The organism is Candidatus Endomicrobium procryptotermitis, assembly GCA_031279415.1.
Lineage (GTDB): Bacteria > Elusimicrobiota > Endomicrobiia > Endomicrobiales > Endomicrobiaceae > Endomicrobium_B > Endomicrobium_B procryptotermitis.
The window spans coordinates 39,268-56,490 of record JAITIP010000038.1 but is presented as its reverse complement, the minus strand read 5'-3'; the positions used below and the strand labels follow the sequence as shown (position 1 = coordinate 56,490).

General features: G+C 34.4%; 17 protein-coding genes. 16 read left to right on the top strand and 1 reads right to left on the bottom strand.

Annotated features, from left to right (window positions below; translation table 11 throughout):
- Window positions 1–65: 65 nt before the first annotated feature.
- Complete coding sequence (locus LBD46_08025; protein ID MDR2427104.1) at window positions 66–1,088, bottom strand: hypothetical protein; 1,023 nt, start codon at window positions 1,086–1,088, stop codon at window positions 66–68.
- 39 nt (window positions 1,089–1,127) lie between these two features.
- On the opposite strand from LBD46_08025, the gene LBD46_08020 reads away from it, so the two are divergent.
- The 16 genes from LBD46_08020 (at window position 1,128) to nusB (ending at window position 17,219) form a co-directional block, all read left to right on the top strand.
- A complete protein-coding gene (locus LBD46_08020; GenBank protein MDR2427103.1) occupies window positions 1,128–1,400 on the top strand; it encodes a DUF192 domain-containing protein in 273 nt (90 codons plus the stop codon).
- Between the two features lie 55 nt (window positions 1,401–1,455).
- The gene (recG, locus tag LBD46_08015) at window positions 1,456–3,558 is read left to right on the top strand and encodes an ATP-dependent DNA helicase RecG (protein ID MDR2427102.1); all 2,103 of its coding nucleotides are present in this window, start codon (window positions 1,456–1,458) and stop codon (window positions 3,556–3,558) included.
- An 8-nt stretch (window positions 3,559–3,566) separates the two neighbouring features.
- Window positions 3,567–4,076 carry a pantetheine-phosphate adenylyltransferase gene (coaD, locus tag LBD46_08010; GenBank protein ID MDR2427101.1) on the top strand — a complete coding sequence of 170 codons (510 nt, stop codon included), beginning with the start codon at window positions 3,567–3,569 and terminating at the stop codon, window positions 4,074–4,076.
- Between the two features lie 3 nt (window positions 4,077–4,079).
- Window positions 4,080–5,147, top strand: a complete 1,068-nt coding sequence (locus LBD46_08005) for a type IV pilus twitching motility protein PilT (protein ID MDR2427100.1) — start codon at window positions 4,080–4,082, stop codon at window positions 5,145–5,147.
- A gap of 14 nt (window positions 5,148–5,161) precedes the next feature.
- Window positions 5,162–5,605 carry a hypothetical protein gene (locus LBD46_08000; protein MDR2427099.1) on the top strand — a complete coding sequence of 148 codons (444 nt, stop codon included), beginning with the start codon at window positions 5,162–5,164 and terminating at the stop codon, window positions 5,603–5,605.
- 4 nt (window positions 5,606–5,609) lie between these two features.
- Window positions 5,610–6,452: a prepilin peptidase gene (locus LBD46_07995; GenBank protein ID MDR2427098.1), complete on the top strand. Its 843-nt coding sequence runs from the start codon at window positions 5,610–5,612 to the stop codon at window positions 6,450–6,452.
- A gap of 3 nt (window positions 6,453–6,455) precedes the next feature.
- Complete coding sequence (locus tag LBD46_07990; protein ID MDR2427097.1) at window positions 6,456–8,006, top strand: O-antigen ligase family protein; 1,551 nt, start codon at window positions 6,456–6,458, stop codon at window positions 8,004–8,006.
- A 313-nt stretch (window positions 8,007–8,319) separates the two neighbouring features.
- Window positions 8,320–9,315: a flippase-like domain-containing protein gene (locus LBD46_07985; protein ID MDR2427096.1), complete on the top strand. Its 996-nt coding sequence runs from the start codon at window positions 8,320–8,322 to the stop codon at window positions 9,313–9,315.
- Window positions 9,312–9,710 (top strand): hypothetical protein, encoded by a 399-nt coding sequence (locus LBD46_07980; protein MDR2427095.1) that lies wholly within the window; start codon window positions 9,312–9,314, stop codon window positions 9,708–9,710. Before LBD46_07985 ends, LBD46_07980 begins: the two co-directional genes overlap by 4 nt.
- A 309-nt stretch (window positions 9,711–10,019) precedes the next feature.
- A complete protein-coding gene (locus LBD46_07975; GenBank protein MDR2427094.1) occupies window positions 10,020–10,781 on the top strand; it encodes a glycosyltransferase family 2 protein in 762 nt (253 codons plus the stop codon).
- 1 nt (window position 10,782) lies between these two features.
- Window positions 10,783–11,814, top strand: a complete 1,032-nt coding sequence (locus tag LBD46_07970; protein ID MDR2427093.1) for an undecaprenyl/decaprenyl-phosphate alpha-N-acetylglucosaminyl 1-phosphate transferase — start codon at window positions 10,783–10,785, stop codon at window positions 11,812–11,814.
- 1 nt (window position 11,815) lies between these two features.
- Entirely contained in the window at window positions 11,816–13,099 is a 1,284-nt protein-coding gene (locus LBD46_07965) for an NAD(P)-binding protein (protein MDR2427092.1), read from the top strand.
- 70 nt (window positions 13,100–13,169) lie between these two features.
- Window positions 13,170–14,471, top strand: a complete 1,302-nt coding sequence (locus LBD46_07960) for a UDP-glucose/GDP-mannose dehydrogenase family protein (GenBank protein ID MDR2427091.1) — start codon at window positions 13,170–13,172, stop codon at window positions 14,469–14,471.
- Window positions 14,471–15,406 (top strand): SDR family oxidoreductase, encoded by a 936-nt coding sequence (locus LBD46_07955; protein ID MDR2427090.1) that lies wholly within the window; start codon window positions 14,471–14,473, stop codon window positions 15,404–15,406. The genes LBD46_07960 and LBD46_07955 overlap by 1 nt, the downstream gene beginning before the upstream one ends.
- A 20-nt stretch (window positions 15,407–15,426) precedes the next feature.
- Entirely contained in the window at window positions 15,427–16,563 is a 1,137-nt protein-coding gene (locus tag LBD46_07950; protein MDR2427089.1) for a glycosyltransferase family 4 protein, read from the top strand.
- 242 nt (window positions 16,564–16,805) lie between these two features.
- Window positions 16,806–17,219, top strand: coding sequence for a transcription antitermination factor NusB (nusB, locus tag LBD46_07945; protein ID MDR2427088.1), 414 nt, complete (start codon window positions 16,806–16,808; stop codon window positions 17,217–17,219).
- Window positions 17,220–17,223 lie beyond the last annotated feature (4 nt).

The window sequence follows — 17,223 nt, the reverse complement described above, 5'->3', positions numbered from 1 at the left end:
CTAATTTATGCATTATATGAAATTTTAATTTTATTTGCAAAACGGACAGTGTTTGCCATTCATTACTAAGTTTCCGTCTTTAATGCGCTCAGTATAGTGGCAAATATATTTTCTTTTTCTCCTAGTGATAAAGATGTTACTGCATTTTCATCGATTATTTCAGTTATTTCGGTTTCCGGAGTTAGTGAGGATTTGGAAATCAGCTGCAGGATTTCAGCGTTTGCAGAAGCTTCAAGTATATTACTGTCTTGCGTAAAATCTTCTTTTAAAAACTTTTTCATTTTGTCATAAGCATATATAATATTATTTGAAGAATCCAATATTATGAACATTTGATAATTTTGAGAATTCGCCCTCAAATAATATTCGATAATTTTAGTCAGTTTTTTCTTATCATCTTGCAATGATTTAATCTTTTGCAGTGACTTTTCATTTTCCGTAGCAAACATGTCGGCAATTTCATCATACTTTCCATCTTTATATGTTTCTACAACGACCTGTTCTATTTTCTTTTTCGTTCTATTAAAAGGTGCGATGACAAATAACTTTGAAAGGAAATAAAGAATAAAAATCAGTATTACGGCAGTTATCGCAGCTACCGTGAAGTATTTTATTGTCCAGTATTTTGCATTTTCATTCGCTTTTTGCATGGAAAATATACAACATAAAGTATAATCATTGGTAAGAGGTGAAGAAAAAAGAATGTGGTCATTGTCATAGGAAAGCTGGAGAAGTTCTCCGTCATAGCTTACCGACCTGTCATAGATGTCACCTTTTCTCATGGAATTCCATTCATTTGTATTATTATGTATAATTACGGCATTATTTCTGTCTAAGATAAACGCAGATGTGACATTTTCAAGTTTTGAAATGGATTCGATATTAGTAAGAAGTGATATATCGTCGGAGTTTTGTATCGCTCTGTTTATTGATGCAACTGAAACCCTTACGGCCGAGCGCGCTTTTTCAATCGTAAGATTTTCCAAATCTTCAGTTTTATATTTTACCAGCTGGTAGGTAAGGAGATAAAACGCTCCTGCAAGAATTAAAAAGAAAGAAAAATTTAACGCTATAATATTTTTTTTCATAATGAAGAAATTATACAAAATATTTGGGGGCTTTTGGCAGTGAAAGAAGATTCTTTGAAAATCAAGGAAGCTAGAACATTTAAAGACAAGCTTTTGGGATTTATGTTTAAAAAATCGGCGGATTATGCGATTTTGTTTAAAAAATGTAGAGCAATACACACTTGTTTTATGTGTTTTAATATTGACGTGATATTTATGGACAGAAACAAAAACATAATAAAAGAAGTTAAAAATTTGAAGCCTTGGCGTGCGGCATTTTGCGGGAAAGCTTATTATGTTTTGGAAATTCCCGTCAAGGAGAGCAAAAATTAAAAAAATGCCATTAAATTATTTTTTGAAAATCAGCAATATTTTGAAGGAATTTTAAATGATACGGCTTGACAGCGAAGTACAGTATATAAAAGGAATAGGACCGAAAAGGGCACAGTCTCTGCTAAGATTAGGCATAAAAAATGTCAGCGATTTGTTGACTTTTTTCCCCAGCCAGTATCAAGACAGGACCCATATTGTTTCCGTATCAGACGCTTATAAGGATAAGCAATGCTGTATATGCGGCAGAGTAGGGATATCTCATGAAAGAAAACTTTCAGCAGGTCTTTTTCTTTTGGATATTGAAATTTTTGACAATACAGGCATGGCTTACATCAGATTCTTTCGCAAAAAAAATCCATATTCCAAAATAGATGTATTCGCTTCAATAAGAAAAGCTTTTGAGCCGGGAAAAACGGCATATATTTTTGGGGACACAAAAATTGAAGCAGGAGCAAGATACATATCGGTTAACGATTATGAAATCAGAAATTTCGAAACGGAAGTTCCACTTTTTTTTAATAAAATAATCCCGGTTTATCCTGCAACAGAAGGATTAAATCAGAAAGTGATAAGGGAAGCCGTAAAAAACGCTTTGGATACCGCCGTAAATTTATATCCCGACATTTCTGCGATAATACCGGAGATTAAAAATATTCCTAAAATAAGCTCTTATGAAGCGATAAGACGAATACATTATCCGCAGACTTTGGATGATGCAGAAAATGCAAGAAGAGCTTTTGCAGTTCAGGAATTTTTCGTTTTGGAAAGTGCGCTTGCAATTTCCAAAAACAGAATAAAAAACAAATCGAAAAACCGCCGCTATGAGATAAAAAAAACTTTTCTTACAGCTTTCCGCCAAAACCTAAAATTTGAATTTACCAAATCTCAGAAAAAAGCCATAAATGATATTTTTGCGGATATGCAAAGCGCTCTGCCTATGAACAGAATACTTATGGGCGATGTCGGTTCTGGAAAAACGGTTGTCGCTCTGAGTGCCGTTTTGCTTACATGCGAAAACGGGTTTCAATCTATGATTGCCGCGCCTACGGAAATTCTTGCCGAACAGCATTTTCTTACGATTTCAAACATGCTTGCAGGATTGGATATAAACATAGTTCTGGTGACATCATCTACTATGAAGAAGAAAACCGAAAGGGAAAAAATACTTTCCGCCTCCGAGAAGGGCTCGGCGCTTATAATTATAGGTACACATGCTCTTATGGAAGAGAGGATAAAATTCAAAAATCTTGCTTTGATAGTTGTCGACGAACAACATAGGTTTGGCGTTATGCAAAAACATTCGGCATTAGACAAAACTGACAATCCTGATACTCTTATGATGACGGCCACTCCCATTCCACGCGCTTTAGCCATGACGGTTTACGGTGAAATGGATATGACAGTAATCGATGAGCTGCCTCCGGGTAGAATTCCCATAAAAACGCGTTTTACAAGCGAAAGCGAAGCTTATTATAAAACTATTTCCGAATTGCAAAATGGCGGACAGGCATATATAGTTTATCCGCTTATAGATGAATCCGATAAAATTGCCCTTAAATCTGCAATCTCAGAAACCGAGAAACTTTCACAAAGCTATTTTAAAAATTATAGAGTTGGACTTCTGCACGGAAAAATGAAACCTTCGGAAAAAAACGAAATAATGGAAAAGTTTAAAAATAAAAATTTTGATATTTTGGTTTCAACTACGGTTATTGAAGTAGGAATCGACGTGCCTAACGCTTCGGTCATGATAATACAGCATGCCGACAGGTTCGGACTTTCCGCATTGCATCAGCTGCGCGGAAGAATCGGAAGGGGAAAAAAACAATCTTATTGTTTTTTAGTAGGAAATTTGAAAAGCAAAGCTGCGGCAAAAAGACTTAAAATAATGACAGAAACAAATAATGGATTTAAAATTGCCGAAGAAGATTTGCGCATGCGCGGACCGGGAGAACTGATAGGAACCGTACAGCACGGTTTTCCAGAATTTAAAGCTGGCGATTTGATTAAAGACGCCGATATTGTCGACTTTGCAAAAGATTCTGCTGTAAAACTTATAGATCAAGACTCTCAATTAATAAAAAAAGAACATTCTATTCTGAAAATGCTTATAAATCAACGTTTTTCTGATAAAGTGAAACTGATTGGCGTCGGTTGATTATTTCATTGAAATTTGATATAAACTTGCCTATGTATAAAGAACTTTCAGCCGTTTATCCCGGCAGTTTTGATCCTCCTACAAACGGGCACTTGGATATAATAACAAGAGCATCTAAATTGTTTCCAAAAATTATTGTTGCAGTTACTGAAAATGCCAATAAAAAGCATATGTTTTCTTTGGAAGAACGTGTTGAATTATTAAAAGAAGCTTCCAAAAATTTGGCAAATGTTGAAGTTACCTCTTTTTCGGGGCTTTTGGCAAATTATCTTGAAAAGATAAATATTTTCATATTGATAAGAGGTCTGAGAGCTTTATCAGATTTTGAATATGAATTTCAGATGGCTTTAATGAACAGAAACTTGAACAAAAATATAGAAACCGTCTTTTTAATGCCAGATCAAACCAATACTTTTCTTTCTTCTAGCATGGTTAAAGAAATTGCGGCTTTAGGCGGAAATACAAAAGATTTTGTTCCAGAATGTGTAGAAGAAAAACTGCTCGGGCAAAAGAGGTGATTTATGTATGATTTATATATGCTTATTGAAGAAATGGGAAAATTAAAAGCTTCGGATTTGCATATAACGGTCGGAGCGCCTCCGATGTACAGATGTGATACGAAAATGAAGCCTGCGGGAGCAGTAATCTTAGATCACGAATCCTGTAAAGAGCTCATATACGGTGTTTTAAGTAACGAACAGATGCGGCGTTTTGAAAAATCCTGCGAACTCGATATGTCTTTTGGCATAAGAGGTTTGGGAAGAATCAGAATGAATGTGTTTAAACAAAGAGGTTCGATTTCGGCGGCTTTAAGGCTCATCCCTACAAAAATATGGACGTTTGAAGAATTAAACCTTCCTAGGGTTGTATATGATATTGTAAATTATCCTAAAGGGCTTGTTCTTGTTACCGGCGCTACGGGGTCAGGCAAATCTACAACACTTGCTTCGATGATAAATTACATAAACCAAAACCGTTGTGGGCATATAGTTACAATTGAGGATCCCATAGAATATATTCACAATCACAAAAAATGTATAGTTAACCAAAGAGAAGTCGGCTCCGACACGACTTCGTTTGCTTCGGCGTTAAAATATGTGCTAAGAGAAGATCCTGACATAATTCTTATAGGCGAAATGAGAGATTTGGAAACTATTTCCGCTGCTGCTACCATAGCTGAAACAGGGCATCTGGTTTTTGCCACTCTTCATACCATGGATACAGCTTCTTCAATTAACAGAATGGTAGATGTTTTTCCAGCTTATCAGCAGGGACAGATAAGAGCCCAGCTTTCTTTAACTTTGCAGGCGATTTTATGCCAGCAGCTTATGCCTCACATATCAGGAAAAGGAATGGTTTTGTCTACCGAAATAATGATGATGAATGCAGCAATGAGAAATATCATAAGGGAAATGAAAACTGAACAGATTTATTCCCAGCTTCAGATAGGCGCCAAATACGGCATGCAGACCATGAATCAATCGATAGCCGAAAATGTTATTAAGAAAAGAATATCGAGAGAAACAGCATTTGAATATACCACAAACAAAATTGAACTCGAAAGGCTTATAGCCATGGATGGAAGGTAAAAAAAGGATAAAATATGCGCGGCAAAGATGGATTTAGTGAAATCGAAATAGTAATAGCCATAGCCGTCATTGTAATTATTTCCATTATAGCTGTCCCGAAGTTCGTAGACGTTTTACAAAAATCTGAAGAAAGCGCCACGAAAAGTGCTCTCGGCGCATTAAGGGGAGCGATAGCGATGTATTACGGCGACCACGAAGGAAATTATCCAAGCGCCGATATTGTAAAAGAGCTTACTGAAAATGAAAAATATATACAGGAAATACCTTATGCTGCATGTCCGCCTTATCATAAAAAATCGAACAAAATTTATACCTCTGATTTTGAAAAAAATAGAGATTTATGTGGATGGGCGTATAAAGCTGATGACGGCGATGACGGCAGCGGCAGAGTCAAAGGGCAGATATGGGTAAACTGTATCCATCAGGATTCAAAAGGAAATATTTGGAGCGAGTTATAATTATATGGATATTCTTTTTTCCGATTTTAATATTATTTTTTACATATTTTTCTTTCTTACTGGTCTGGTACTAGGCAGTTTTGCCAATGTGTGTATATACAGAATGCCTCTGAATTTATCTATAGTAAAACCGCGTTCTTCTTGTACAGTATGCAAAAAACAAATCAAATGGTACGACAATATACCTATTATGAGTTATATAATTTTGCATGGCAAATGCCGTTATTGTAAAGAAAAGATATCAATTACATATCCGATAATAGAACTGCTGACAGGATTGTTGTTTGTCTTGCTGTATCATTTTTATGGATTGACCCCTGCTTTCTTTCTTTTTTGTTTTATGACTTTCTGCCTTGTAGTTATTTCTGGCATAGATTATTATTATCAGATAATTCCAGATATTTTTCCACTTATGCTTACAGTTGCGGGGTTTTTGCTTTCGTTTTTTAACGTATCTTTGGGTGAACATTTTATGCAGAAATTCTTAAACGCTTTCATCGGCTTTATTGCCGGAGGCGGTTCTTTGTTTTTGATAGGATTGCTTGGACAATTCTTTTTTAAGAAAGAAGCTATGGGTGGAGGTGACATAAAACTTATGGCCGGAATAGGGGCAATAGTAGGCTGGCAGAGAGCTCTTTTTGCGATTTTTATAGCTTCGTTTTTAGGAAGCATTTTAGGTTTATTTCTAATATTAACTAAAAGAGTCGAAAGGAAAGGATATATGCCTTTTGGCCCATTTTTAGCGGTTGCTTCATACATAACTTTGCTTATACCCGCACCTTCTTTTTTGCTTAACTCTTTTTTTGTTTTAGAGCTTGACTTTATAAATAAGTTTTTCGGGACATAGAATTTGAACACCTCAACCGATAAGTTTAATTATCTGATTCTCATCTTTGGAGTTTCTTTAATCACATCTGTTTTTGCAAAGTTTTCGGACGCCGTCGGAATACAATCTGCTCTTCTTTTTCTTTTGGGAATAACATTTTTTTTCACTATCAACAATAATATTTTAAAATATAAAAATTATGTTTTGCCGCTGCTCTTTTTTGTTTTGTATGCGGTATTTTCATATTATAGTGCGGATTTTCAGTATAATGCCAGAAACGGCATAATGCTGCTTTCGTATTGTTCCTGTGCATATCTTTTGACGGGATTTTTAAAACCTTATGACAAAAGAAGCATTTTGCTGATTCCGGTTTTTATAGGTCTATGGCTTACAATATTTCTTTTTGCTTCCAATGTAACTTTTGCGGGCTATATGGAATCTGCCGGCGCTTTGTCAAAAAGCACGCATGCTACAGCCGGTTTTCTTATTTTGGCTCTTTGTCTTTCTTTCGTTTTTTGGCAGAACGAAAGAAAAATTTATATTTATACTTCTTTTATTATTTTAACCGCAGTTATTTTGACAAAATCTTTTTATGCTATAGGGCTGGCTTTTCTTGCTTGCGGCATTTTTTTATTTTTTATGAGGTCTAAAATAAAAATAAAAACGCATTTGCTTGTTTTACCTTTTTTGGCTGTATCAGCGGCAGCGTTTTATCAGGCGTTTAAAAGCGGTTATTTTGCACCAAAAATAATATCATGGCAGACAGCTGTTTCAGTTGTAAAAGACAACTTACTTATGGGCACGGGCTTTTGTAATTATTCTGTCGTTTCCGGAAGTTATGCCAAAATTGCCAGCGCAGACGTTTCACAGACGGAAAATTTATTTTTGCAGCTCATTGCTGAAACCGGAATACCAGGTCTTGTTTTGTTTGCAGCCATTTTGGCAGTATTTTTCATCCTTGCTGCAAAAAAAATAAAAAATATAGAAAATAGAGTAACGCATCTGCCTGTTATGCTTGCCGTAATATTTTTCATTGCATATAACATGTTTGAATCAACGGCATTCATATCCACCAATATGCTTGTATTTTTTATACTTTTATCTTTTCCTTTAGAAACGTCAGAGATAAAAACCAGAAAAATAAAAATTAATACTTATATTGCGATTTTGCTTATTATCCCGTTTCTCTACATATTGGCAGTACCTTTTCTAGCGCTTAGCGATTATAAAAAAGGTATAATGCTTTTTACAGTAAATAAATATACTGCCGCGTGCGGCCAATATCTTAAAGCGCTGGAAAAAGATGCGTTAAATCCTGCTTATGCAAGCAAACTTTCAGACGCTTATTTTGCCATAAGCCAAAAAGAGAATACTTTGCTTAATCTCGATAAAGCAATAGAATATAAAAAATTTGCTTTATCTCTCAACAAATGGGAAGGAAAATACTATTATGATTTGGCATGGCTCTATAAACAAAAAGGCGAAAAGAGACTTGCTTCAGACAATATAATAAAAGCTTTAGAAATGGATCCGTTTGACAAACAGTTCATGGAATCCTATGAACTTGTGTATTAACGGTAATTTTGATAAAAATGCTGCTAAATTCGTATATTTTTATTTCGAAATGAGCATTATTTGACATCAAAGTTTTTTTATGTTAAATTATTAATCTACGTCGTCCGATATGCCTCTGCCTTTTAGGCAAGCACACTTTATCGGGCTTTTTTTAAAGGATAAAATTAATGCAATATAACAAACCTTTTCTGACCTATGAACAACAGGCAGAACTTTTAATTTCTTGCAAATTTACTACAAATCAAAAATATGCTGATTTTCTAATAGTTTCAGTATTATTTAATAAAATTGTATCTAACAACTAAGAGGAAAAATGTTTAAAAAACACTTTTTGAAAATATTGATTGGCTGTTTGTTCAGTGCAGTTTTGATTTTTTTGACACTTAGACAGGTAAATTTTAACGAATCATTTGAGCTTATCAAAAATGCAAATTATTATATTTTGCTGCCAGGCATAATACTCTATGCTTTAACTTATGTGCTGCGCAGCATAAGATATTATTTTATACTTTTACCTGTTAAAAGTACGACTGTCCTACAAAATTTTCCTTATATGATGCTCGGGTTTTTTATGAACAATATCATACCGCTGAGAATCGGCGAATTGATAAGAGCAAAAGTTACGGGAGAAAGGCTGCAAATCTCAAGAAGCAGCACTTTCGGCACTATAGTGATAGAAAGGCTCATAGATGTAATTATTTTTGTATTGTTCTTTTTTATCATTATGGCGGTTCTTCCTTTTCCAGGTTTTATTAAAAAGTCTTTTTACATTTCCGGTGCAGTTTTTGGAGCGGTTCTTTTGGTTCTATTTTTGATTTCAAAAAATGAAACCAAAGCTGTGGACATAATTTCAAAAATTCCTATGCCGCAGAAAATTAAAGATATTTCAGTAAAACTTTTGGGCAAATTTGCCGGAGGGCTTATAATATTGAGAAAACCGAAAGCTTTTTCAGCGGTTTTAATCTTATCCGTACTGATATGGATTACAGAAAGCCTATTTTTAGTACTTACTGCTTCTTCATGCGGGATAAATATCTCGGTTTTAGGCGGCATTTTTGTTGTTATTATAATAGGTATAGGAGCCATAATTCCTACCGCTCCAGGATACATAGGCGCATTCGAATTTATGGGTGTAGCGGCGCTTTCAGCTTTATCAGTAGAAAAAGATGCGGCTTTTGCCTGTATAGCAATATATCACTTTTTGCAGCTTATGACGATTTTTACTTTAGGAATATTCAGTATAGTAAAAGAAAGAATTTCTTTTGTAGATTTGTTCAAATTTGTAAAAATTGAAGAAGGAAATAAATGACAGAAATACGATGTACTAACAGCTGCATTAAATATCCCAATGACAGCTGGAAAACCGATTTAGAATTTCAAACCAATTGTCTTGCATATACATTATTCAACAATAACATTCAATCGAAATATGGCATAAACCATTGGATACCTTTTACAGAAACAGAAGTAAATTCACGCGACAAATTCGACAGCCGGTTTATGACCGATTTTATCAATGGTAAACAGAATTATACAGCAGAAAATATATTATTTCCAGAAACTAAAGAAAGCAGGAAATTGGAATTTTCTGCCGAAGCTCAAGCTGTTTTTGCTGCTAGGAAAAAGTTATGGAAGTATTACCATGCACAACCAAAAAGCAGCGTAAATGCATCACTCTACGACATACGCGAACACTTTCAGTGACGCAGCAGAAATGGTAGAATGAACAATAAGTCAACAAGTGAAAAATATAACGAGCTTATTGACAGTTTACGCAAAATTTAAAAGTGCTTACAAAAAAAATAGAACCAAAAGTTTTTAAACATGGTTTTTTGAAAAAATAAAAAAATGAAACAATATATGTTAAAACTTTCAACAGCTGGATGAATGAGTCCAATAGTGAATTTTAACCACCACAATGCGGCATTAAAAAGACTGGTTTAATTTTATTGAAATATGGACATGAGTTCATTAAAAGTCCGGTGGATTGGCGGGACTTAAAAAGGAAATATAATGGGAAAAGAAAAAATCGTCATTGTTATGCCTGCTTACAACGCCGCAAAAACCATAAAGCAGACTTTAGATGATATTCCGCAAGGCAGTTATGACGAAATTATTCTGGTTGATGATTTGTCAAAAGACACTACCGCAGAAACGGCAAAAAATCTTGGACTTAAAGTTATCATCCACGAAAAAAATAAAGGTTATGGGGGAAATCAAAAAACCTGCTATAAAGCAGCTCTTGAAGCGGGTGCTGATATTGTTGTCATGCTTCATCCAGATTACCAGTACGACCCCAAACTTGTGCCTTTTCTCACCGGAATTATCAGTCAGGACGTATGCGATATTATGATGGCAAACCGCATAAGAACGCGTAAGGAAGCGCTGAAAGGCGGAATGCCTTTTTACAAATATTTCTTTAACAGATTTCTTACGATTACAGAAAACATAGTTCTGGGTCTTAATTTGGGTGAATATCATACAGGCTATCGGGCTTTTTCCAGAAAAGCTTTGGAAACTATAAATTTTAATGCGGATTCAGACGATTTTGTTTTTGACCAGCATATTTTGGTACAGGCGGCGGCCTGCGATCTCAGAATAGGCGAAATTCCAGTTCCTGCAAAATATTTTGACGAAGCTTCTTCTATAAATTTCGGGAGAAGTTTAAAATACGGCTTAGAAACACTGTGGATATTGATAAGATATATATTGCATAAATGGCATATTTATAGGTCAGCTATGTTTTTGCCGTTAAATAAAAAAACTGGAAAATAAAATGAGTACTGAACTCCTTTATTTAATTTCTTTTTGTACGGCTTTTCTTATTTCTTTGCTTGTAATGCCTTTGTGTAGGTTTTTGGCAATTAAGTTCAATATTATGGATAGTCCTATCAGTGCGGTTAAAACGCATACAATCAGCATTCCTTATATGGGAGGCGTCGCCATATTTTTAGGCTGTATTTTAAGTCTCCTTATTATAAGAGCAGTCACAAGTTTCCCTGATGGAACCCTTAGAAGCCTGAGAGGAATTATTTATGGAAGTGTTATGGTTATGCTATTGGGGTTTGTAGATGATGCCAAATTTAAAGGACTCGGCTTTAAATCAAAACTGATAGTACAGTTTTTGGCAGCTGCAATTGTCGTTTTTGGTTTTGATATAAGAATTAATTTTTTTCCTTCATATCTTTTATCCTGTATAATAAGCATATTTTGGATTGTGGGAATAACAAACGCTTTTAATATTATAGATATTATGGACGGTCTTTCAAGTGGTATTGCCATTATCGCTGCTTTTGCTTTTTTGTTCATATCGCTTCCTACGGAAATGATATATGTAAATTTTTGCGCCGCAGCGCTTGCGGGATCTGTTTTGGGTTTTATACCTTATAATTTTTCAAAATCTAAAAAAATATTTATGGGAGACACCGGCAGTTTATTTATAGGTTTTGTACTGGCAAGCCTTGCCATGGGCACATCTTATACTGCAATGAATGAAGTAGGTCTTTTTGCTCCACTTTTGATCCTTGCCGTACCGATTTATGAAACGGGACTTGTGAGCCTGTTTAGGATGCATAAAGGTAAATCTCCATTTTTGGGAAGCAAAGACCATTATGCTTTAAGGCTTGAAAAAATGGGTCTTTCAAGAAAACAAATTTTAATTATGACATATGCAGCATGCATAATTTTGGCATTTTGCGCGTTTCTGTTTACAAAGCTGCCGCTTTCATATGCCATAATGCTTTTATTTCTAGTTTTAATATGTCTATGGGTAATTACAGTAAAACTTGCTTCCGTAAAGGTAGAATAAAATGAAAAATATCATAATAATAGGAGCGGGTATCAGCGGATTATCCGCGGCATATTTTCTTAAAAAACCTTGTATAGTTTTGGAAAAAAACCAGACGGCCGGCGGAGTTTGCCGTTCTTTTTACAAAAACGGTTTTACTTTTGACTGCTCAGGACATTTCATACATATAAAAGATAAAAAAATAAAAACTTTTGTCAAAAAAATGACCGGCGGCATTGATAAAATTGTCAGAAACTCTTCAATTTTTATAAATGAAACTTTTGTCCCTTTTCCTTTTCAGGCAAATCTTTATTATCTTGACGAAAAAACTAAAAAAGAATGCGTTGATGGTGTATTAAAAAGAAAAGAGATTGAAATTTCAGCGAAAATGCCTTTCATAGATTGGTCTGAAGCGATGTTCGGTAAAGGCATAACAAAATATTTTATGAAACCTTACAATGAAAAGCTTTGGAGTTATGATTTGTCCAAAATGACTGCCGAATGGACAGGACATTTTGTACCGAAGCCCGATGCTGAAAGCATAGTTAAATCTGCTTATTCAAAAAATGGAAAAAAATATGGTTATAACAGCACTTTTTATTATCCGAAAAAAAGCGGCTGTCAGGCCTTAATAAACGGTTTATTAAAAAAATGTAAAAATGTCGAACTGAATTCAAAAACTTCTGAAATTGACACAAAAAATAAGACTGTTATTACTTCTTCAGGAAAAAAATATGGTTACGGCGTTTTAGTATCCACTCAGCCGCTTACAGAGCTTATCAAACAAATTAAAAATGTTCCCACAGGGATAAAAGCGGCAGCTCAAAAACTTAAGTGTTCTTCTGTAAGATGTGTCAATCTTGGCATTAAGTCTAAAAATGGCATTCCAAAAAAATTAAATGACACACATTGGGTTTATCTGCCCGACAAAAAACTTTCTTTTTACAGAATGGGAATTTATTCCAATGTCAATGCATCGTCCGCCCCCGAAAATTGCTATGGCTTTTATATTGAATTCTCCTCTCATAACGGCGTCTTTAAAAAATACGGGGATGTTATAAAGGATTTAAAAGCTATAGATTTTATCGGTAAGAATGATGAAATCATGGTTGAAAATATAATAGATATTCCATACGCCTACGTTATTTTTGACGATAAAAGGGAAAATGCCTTGAATGCAATAAACAGTTGGCTTAACAAAAACGGTGTTTTTTCAATAGGGCGTTACGGCGCATGGGAATATTCGTTCATAGAAAAAAATATTAAAGATGCCAAAACTTTGGCAGAATATATAGATTTAATTTAACTTAACTAACTTTTCCGCAAAAATGATGTAATTAAAACTAATATAATGTACTATAATATGCGAGGTAAAAATGGATATTGCGATAATAGGAACGGGCTATGTAGGTTTGGTCAGCGGAGCATGTTTTGCAGATATAGGGCATAATGTAATTTGTGTAGATATGGATGAAACAAAAATCCGAATGCTTGAAAACGGGCATATGCCTATTTACGAACCTGGAATAAGCGAACTTATAGCCGATAATGTAAAATCTGGAAAACTTTTATTTTCAAACGATATTACGATTGCCGTTCAAAAATCAAGTGTTATTTTTATAGCGGTTGGAACGCCTGCTGCTCAAGATGGTTCAGCCGATTTAAAATATGTTTTTATGGCGGCAGAGGCAATTGCAAAAGCCATTAATTCTTATAAAGTGATAGCGACAAAATCAACCGTTCCGGTAGGTACGTCTGAAAAAATAAGAGAACTTATAAAACGGGATTCGAATTATGATTTTGACGTTGTTTCGAACCCCGAATTTTTAAAAGAAGGGTCGGCAATTAATGATTTTATGAAGCCCGACAGAATAGTTATAGGTGCAGACTGTGCAAAAGCTGCCGAGATAATGCAAAGAATTTATGAACCGTTTACAAAAAATTTCCATCCGATTATTGTTATAGATGTAAAAAGTGCAGAACTTACAAAATATGCGTCAAACAGTTTTCTTGCAACAAAAATTTCTTTTATAAATGAAATAGCAAATATCTGTGAAAAAACTCATGCAAATATAGACAGCGTAAGAAAAGCCATGGGAGCCGATAAAAGAATCGGATATGAATTTTTCTATAATGGCATAGGATACGGAGGCTCTTGTTTCCCGAAAGACATTCGTGCATTAATATCAACGGCAAAAAGCAGCAATTATGTCCCGCATATTTTGGAAGCTGTCGAAAAAGTTAACGAATTTCAGAAATTAACTTTATTTAATAAAATAGTATCTCATTATAAAGATAAAATTGAAGGTCTTACTTTTGCCGTCTGGGGACTGAGTTTTAAACCTAATACCGACGATATTCGTGAAGCTCCGTCAATAAATGTAATAAACAAACTTCTCGACAAAGGTGCGGAAGTAAAAGCTTTTGACCCTGTAGCAATGAATAATGCAAAAGAAGCACTTAAAGGCAGAATATATTTTATGCAAAAAAAAGAAGATGCTTTAGACAAAGCTGATGCTTTAATAATTTTTACAGAATGGAATGAGTTCAAAAATATACCGAACGGTCTTTTAAAGTCAAAAATGAAAGGAAATGTGGTTTTTGACGGAAGAAATTTATGCAGCTCTGTATCTATGAAAGAACAGGGAATGATATATTATTCAATGGGGCGTTTATAGTGAAAACTGTTTTGATAACCGGAAGCGCAGGTTTTGTAGGCTCTCATTTATGCGATAAAATGCTTTCGCTGGGTTTCAAAGTGATAGGAATTGACAATCTATATTCCGGCTATGAACGCAATATATCACATTTAAGTTCCAAAGAAAATTTTACTTTTATAAAAGAAGACATAATTTATTTCAATACCGATGAAAAAATAGATTACATAATGAATTTTGCATGTCCAGCTTCGCCGGTAGCTTATCAGAGAAATCCTATTTTTACTTCGGATACATGTTATCTTGGTGTGCGGAATATGCTTGAAATCGCAAAACGCAATAATGCCGTTATTTTACAGGCTTCAACAAGTGAAGTATATGGTGATCCTCATATCTCTCCTCAAGGAGAAACTTATTTTGGAAATGTGAATCCATGTGGAATACGCAGCTGTTACGATGAAGGAAAGCGCATTGCAGAAAGTTTGATGTTTGATTATGCGAAAATTTTCGGGGTAGGAATTAAAGTTGCCCGTATTTTTAACACTTACGGTCCTCGTATGGACAAAAATGATGGCAGGGTGGTTTCTAATTTTATAGTGCAAGCTTTGCAAAATAAACCCATTACGGTTTATGGAAACGGGGAGCAAACGCGTTCTTTTTGTTATATTGACGATTTAGCAAATGGAATAATAAAACTGTTATTAAGCGATAACAATATTAAAGGTCCTATAAATATTGGGACTGATTTTGAGTTCAACATATTATGGCTTGCAAATAAGATTATGGAACTAATTAAAACAAGTTCTGTAATCGAATATAAAAATCTTCCGGAAAATGATCCCAAAAAAAGAAAACCGGACTTAACCCTTGCAAAGCAGCTTCTCAGTTATCATCCAAAAGTAAACATTTTGGACGGACTCCTAAAAACCATAGAATATTTCAAAACAATCGTTTAAATCTGAAAAGGAATTTTATTATGCTGAAAGTAGGTTACATAATTACCAAACTTGAACTCGGAGGTGCGCAGAAAGTCGCACTTTATACAGCAGAACACATAAACAAAAGTGAGTTTAACAAATTTCTGATAACTGGCAGAGGTGGAATATTAGACAGTTTTGCCGAAGAAAAATTTAAAATTTACCGGCTTTTCGATTTCGTCAGAGAAATATCTGCTTTAAAAGACTTGAAATCCTTATGGCAGATTTACAGAATTCTAAAAAAGGAAAAACCCGACATTGTTCATACACATTCATCAAAAGCCGGAATACTTGGCAGGCTTGCCGCAAAACTTGCAGGAATTAAAGCCATAGTCCATACGGTTCACGGATACAGTTTCAATGAAACGCAGAACTTATTCAAAAAATACTTGTACGTTTATCTTGAAAAGTTCTGTTCTTTATTGTCCGACAAACTTATCGTAGTAACAAAAGAGGACATCAAAAAAGGTATAAAATATAAAATTTCCAAAGAAGACAAATTTGAGATTATAAGAGCGGGAATAGATATAAATTATTATAAAAATTACATCCCGAACAAAAATTTTAGAAAATCGCTTGGTATAAATGAAAATTCAAAAGTCATAATTACCATAGGACCTTTTAAACCTCAAAAAAACCTGAAAGATTTTATAAAAGCAGCAAATATTGTGTCGGCTTCTCACAATGACGTGTTATTTCTTGTCGTCGGAGACGGCGCTCAAAGAAAAGAGCTTGAAGCTTTAATATCGGAATACAGACTTAATAAAAAAGTAATTCTTTTAGGATGGAGAAATGACACAGCCGAATTATTGTATGCCAGCGATATGTTTGTTTTAACTTCATTATGGGAAGGACTTCCTTGTTCCATTATAGAAGCGATGTGCTGTTCAAAACCGGTTATCGCAAATGCCGTTGATGGCGTAAAAGAAATAATAAAAGAAGGGGAAAGCGGATTTCTAATTAAGCCTCACGATTATGATTCTACAGCCGAGAAAATAAATTATTTTCTAAACAACAAATCTGAACTGTTGAAAATGGGACAAAAAGCAAAAGAATCAATAACAGAAGAATTCGATATAAACGAAATGGTTTTACAACAGGAAGATTTATACAAACATTTGTTAAATAATAAATAAGCTATAATTTCCCACAGTTTAGCACAGATTAATGGAAGGGAAATGCTAAGTTTTAATAATTCTTTTACTTGTCTGTCATTTAATCTTTTATTCATTTACTCCATACTTATATTTTTTAAATCTTTCTTTTTCAGTTAAATAACACTCTTAGAATTATTTAGAATTATATTGAGTTTTCATTTGTTTTTTTATAGAATCCTAATCAGTGCATTTATCTGTTCTAATTTAACAACGGGGATTATATGAGCACCAGAAGGAAGGCAAGGGAATGTTCTTTGCAAATGCTTTACACGATTGACAATTGCAATATGCCCATTGAGTCAATCTATCAGTGTTTTGACGAATATTTTCCTCAGGTCGAAGCTTACAAGGTTTTTTCGTTAAAAATATTCGAAGGCGTGTGTTGCAAAAAAGAGGAAATAGATTCCCTTATCGCTAAATATGCAAAAAACTGGGAATTGGACAGAATGGCCGTTGTTGACCGAAACATTATCAGGCTTGCCGCTTATGAAATTATAGATATGCCTGAAACTCCCATTAATGTAATAATAGATGAAGCCGTTGAAATATCAAAGAAGTACTCTACAAGAGACTCAAGCAAGTTTGTAAACGGTATTCTTGACAAACTTAAAGCTGCCAGACAGCAGACAAAGTAAAACT

What these genes read in the sequence shown, in the direction of transcription:
- LBD46_08025 (MDR2427104.1), bottom strand. Translation starts at nt 1,088, where the DNA reads ATGAAAAAAAATATTATAGCGTTAAATTTTTCTTTCTTTTTAATTCTT.
- recG (MDR2427102.1), top strand. Translation starts at nt 1,456, where the DNA reads ATGATACGGCTTGACAGCGAAGTACAGTATATAAAAGGAATAGGACCG.
- LBD46_08005 (MDR2427100.1), top strand. Translation starts at nt 4,080, where the DNA reads ATGTATGATTTATATATGCTTATTGAAGAAATGGGAAAATTAAAAGCT.
- LBD46_08000 (MDR2427099.1), top strand. Translation starts at nt 5,162, where the DNA reads ATGCGCGGCAAAGATGGATTTAGTGAAATCGAAATAGTAATAGCCATA.
- LBD46_07995 (MDR2427098.1), top strand. Translation starts at nt 5,610, where the DNA reads ATGGATATTCTTTTTTCCGATTTTAATATTATTTTTTACATATTTTTC.
- LBD46_07985 (MDR2427096.1), top strand. Translation starts at nt 8,320, where the DNA reads ATGTTTAAAAAACACTTTTTGAAAATATTGATTGGCTGTTTGTTCAGT.
- LBD46_07980 (MDR2427095.1), top strand. Translation starts at nt 9,312, where the DNA reads ATGACAGAAATACGATGTACTAACAGCTGCATTAAATATCCCAATGAC.
- LBD46_07975 (MDR2427094.1), top strand. Translation starts at nt 10,020, where the DNA reads ATGGGAAAAGAAAAAATCGTCATTGTTATGCCTGCTTACAACGCCGCA.
- LBD46_07970 (MDR2427093.1), top strand. Translation starts at nt 10,783, where the DNA reads ATGAGTACTGAACTCCTTTATTTAATTTCTTTTTGTACGGCTTTTCTT.
- LBD46_07965 (MDR2427092.1), top strand. Translation starts at nt 11,816, where the DNA reads ATGAAAAATATCATAATAATAGGAGCGGGTATCAGCGGATTATCCGCG.
- LBD46_07960 (MDR2427091.1), top strand. Translation starts at nt 13,170, where the DNA reads ATGGATATTGCGATAATAGGAACGGGCTATGTAGGTTTGGTCAGCGGA.
- LBD46_07950 (MDR2427089.1), top strand. Translation starts at nt 15,427, where the DNA reads ATGCTGAAAGTAGGTTACATAATTACCAAACTTGAACTCGGAGGTGCG.
- nusB (MDR2427088.1), top strand. Translation starts at nt 16,806, where the DNA reads ATGAGCACCAGAAGGAAGGCAAGGGAATGTTCTTTGCAAATGCTTTAC.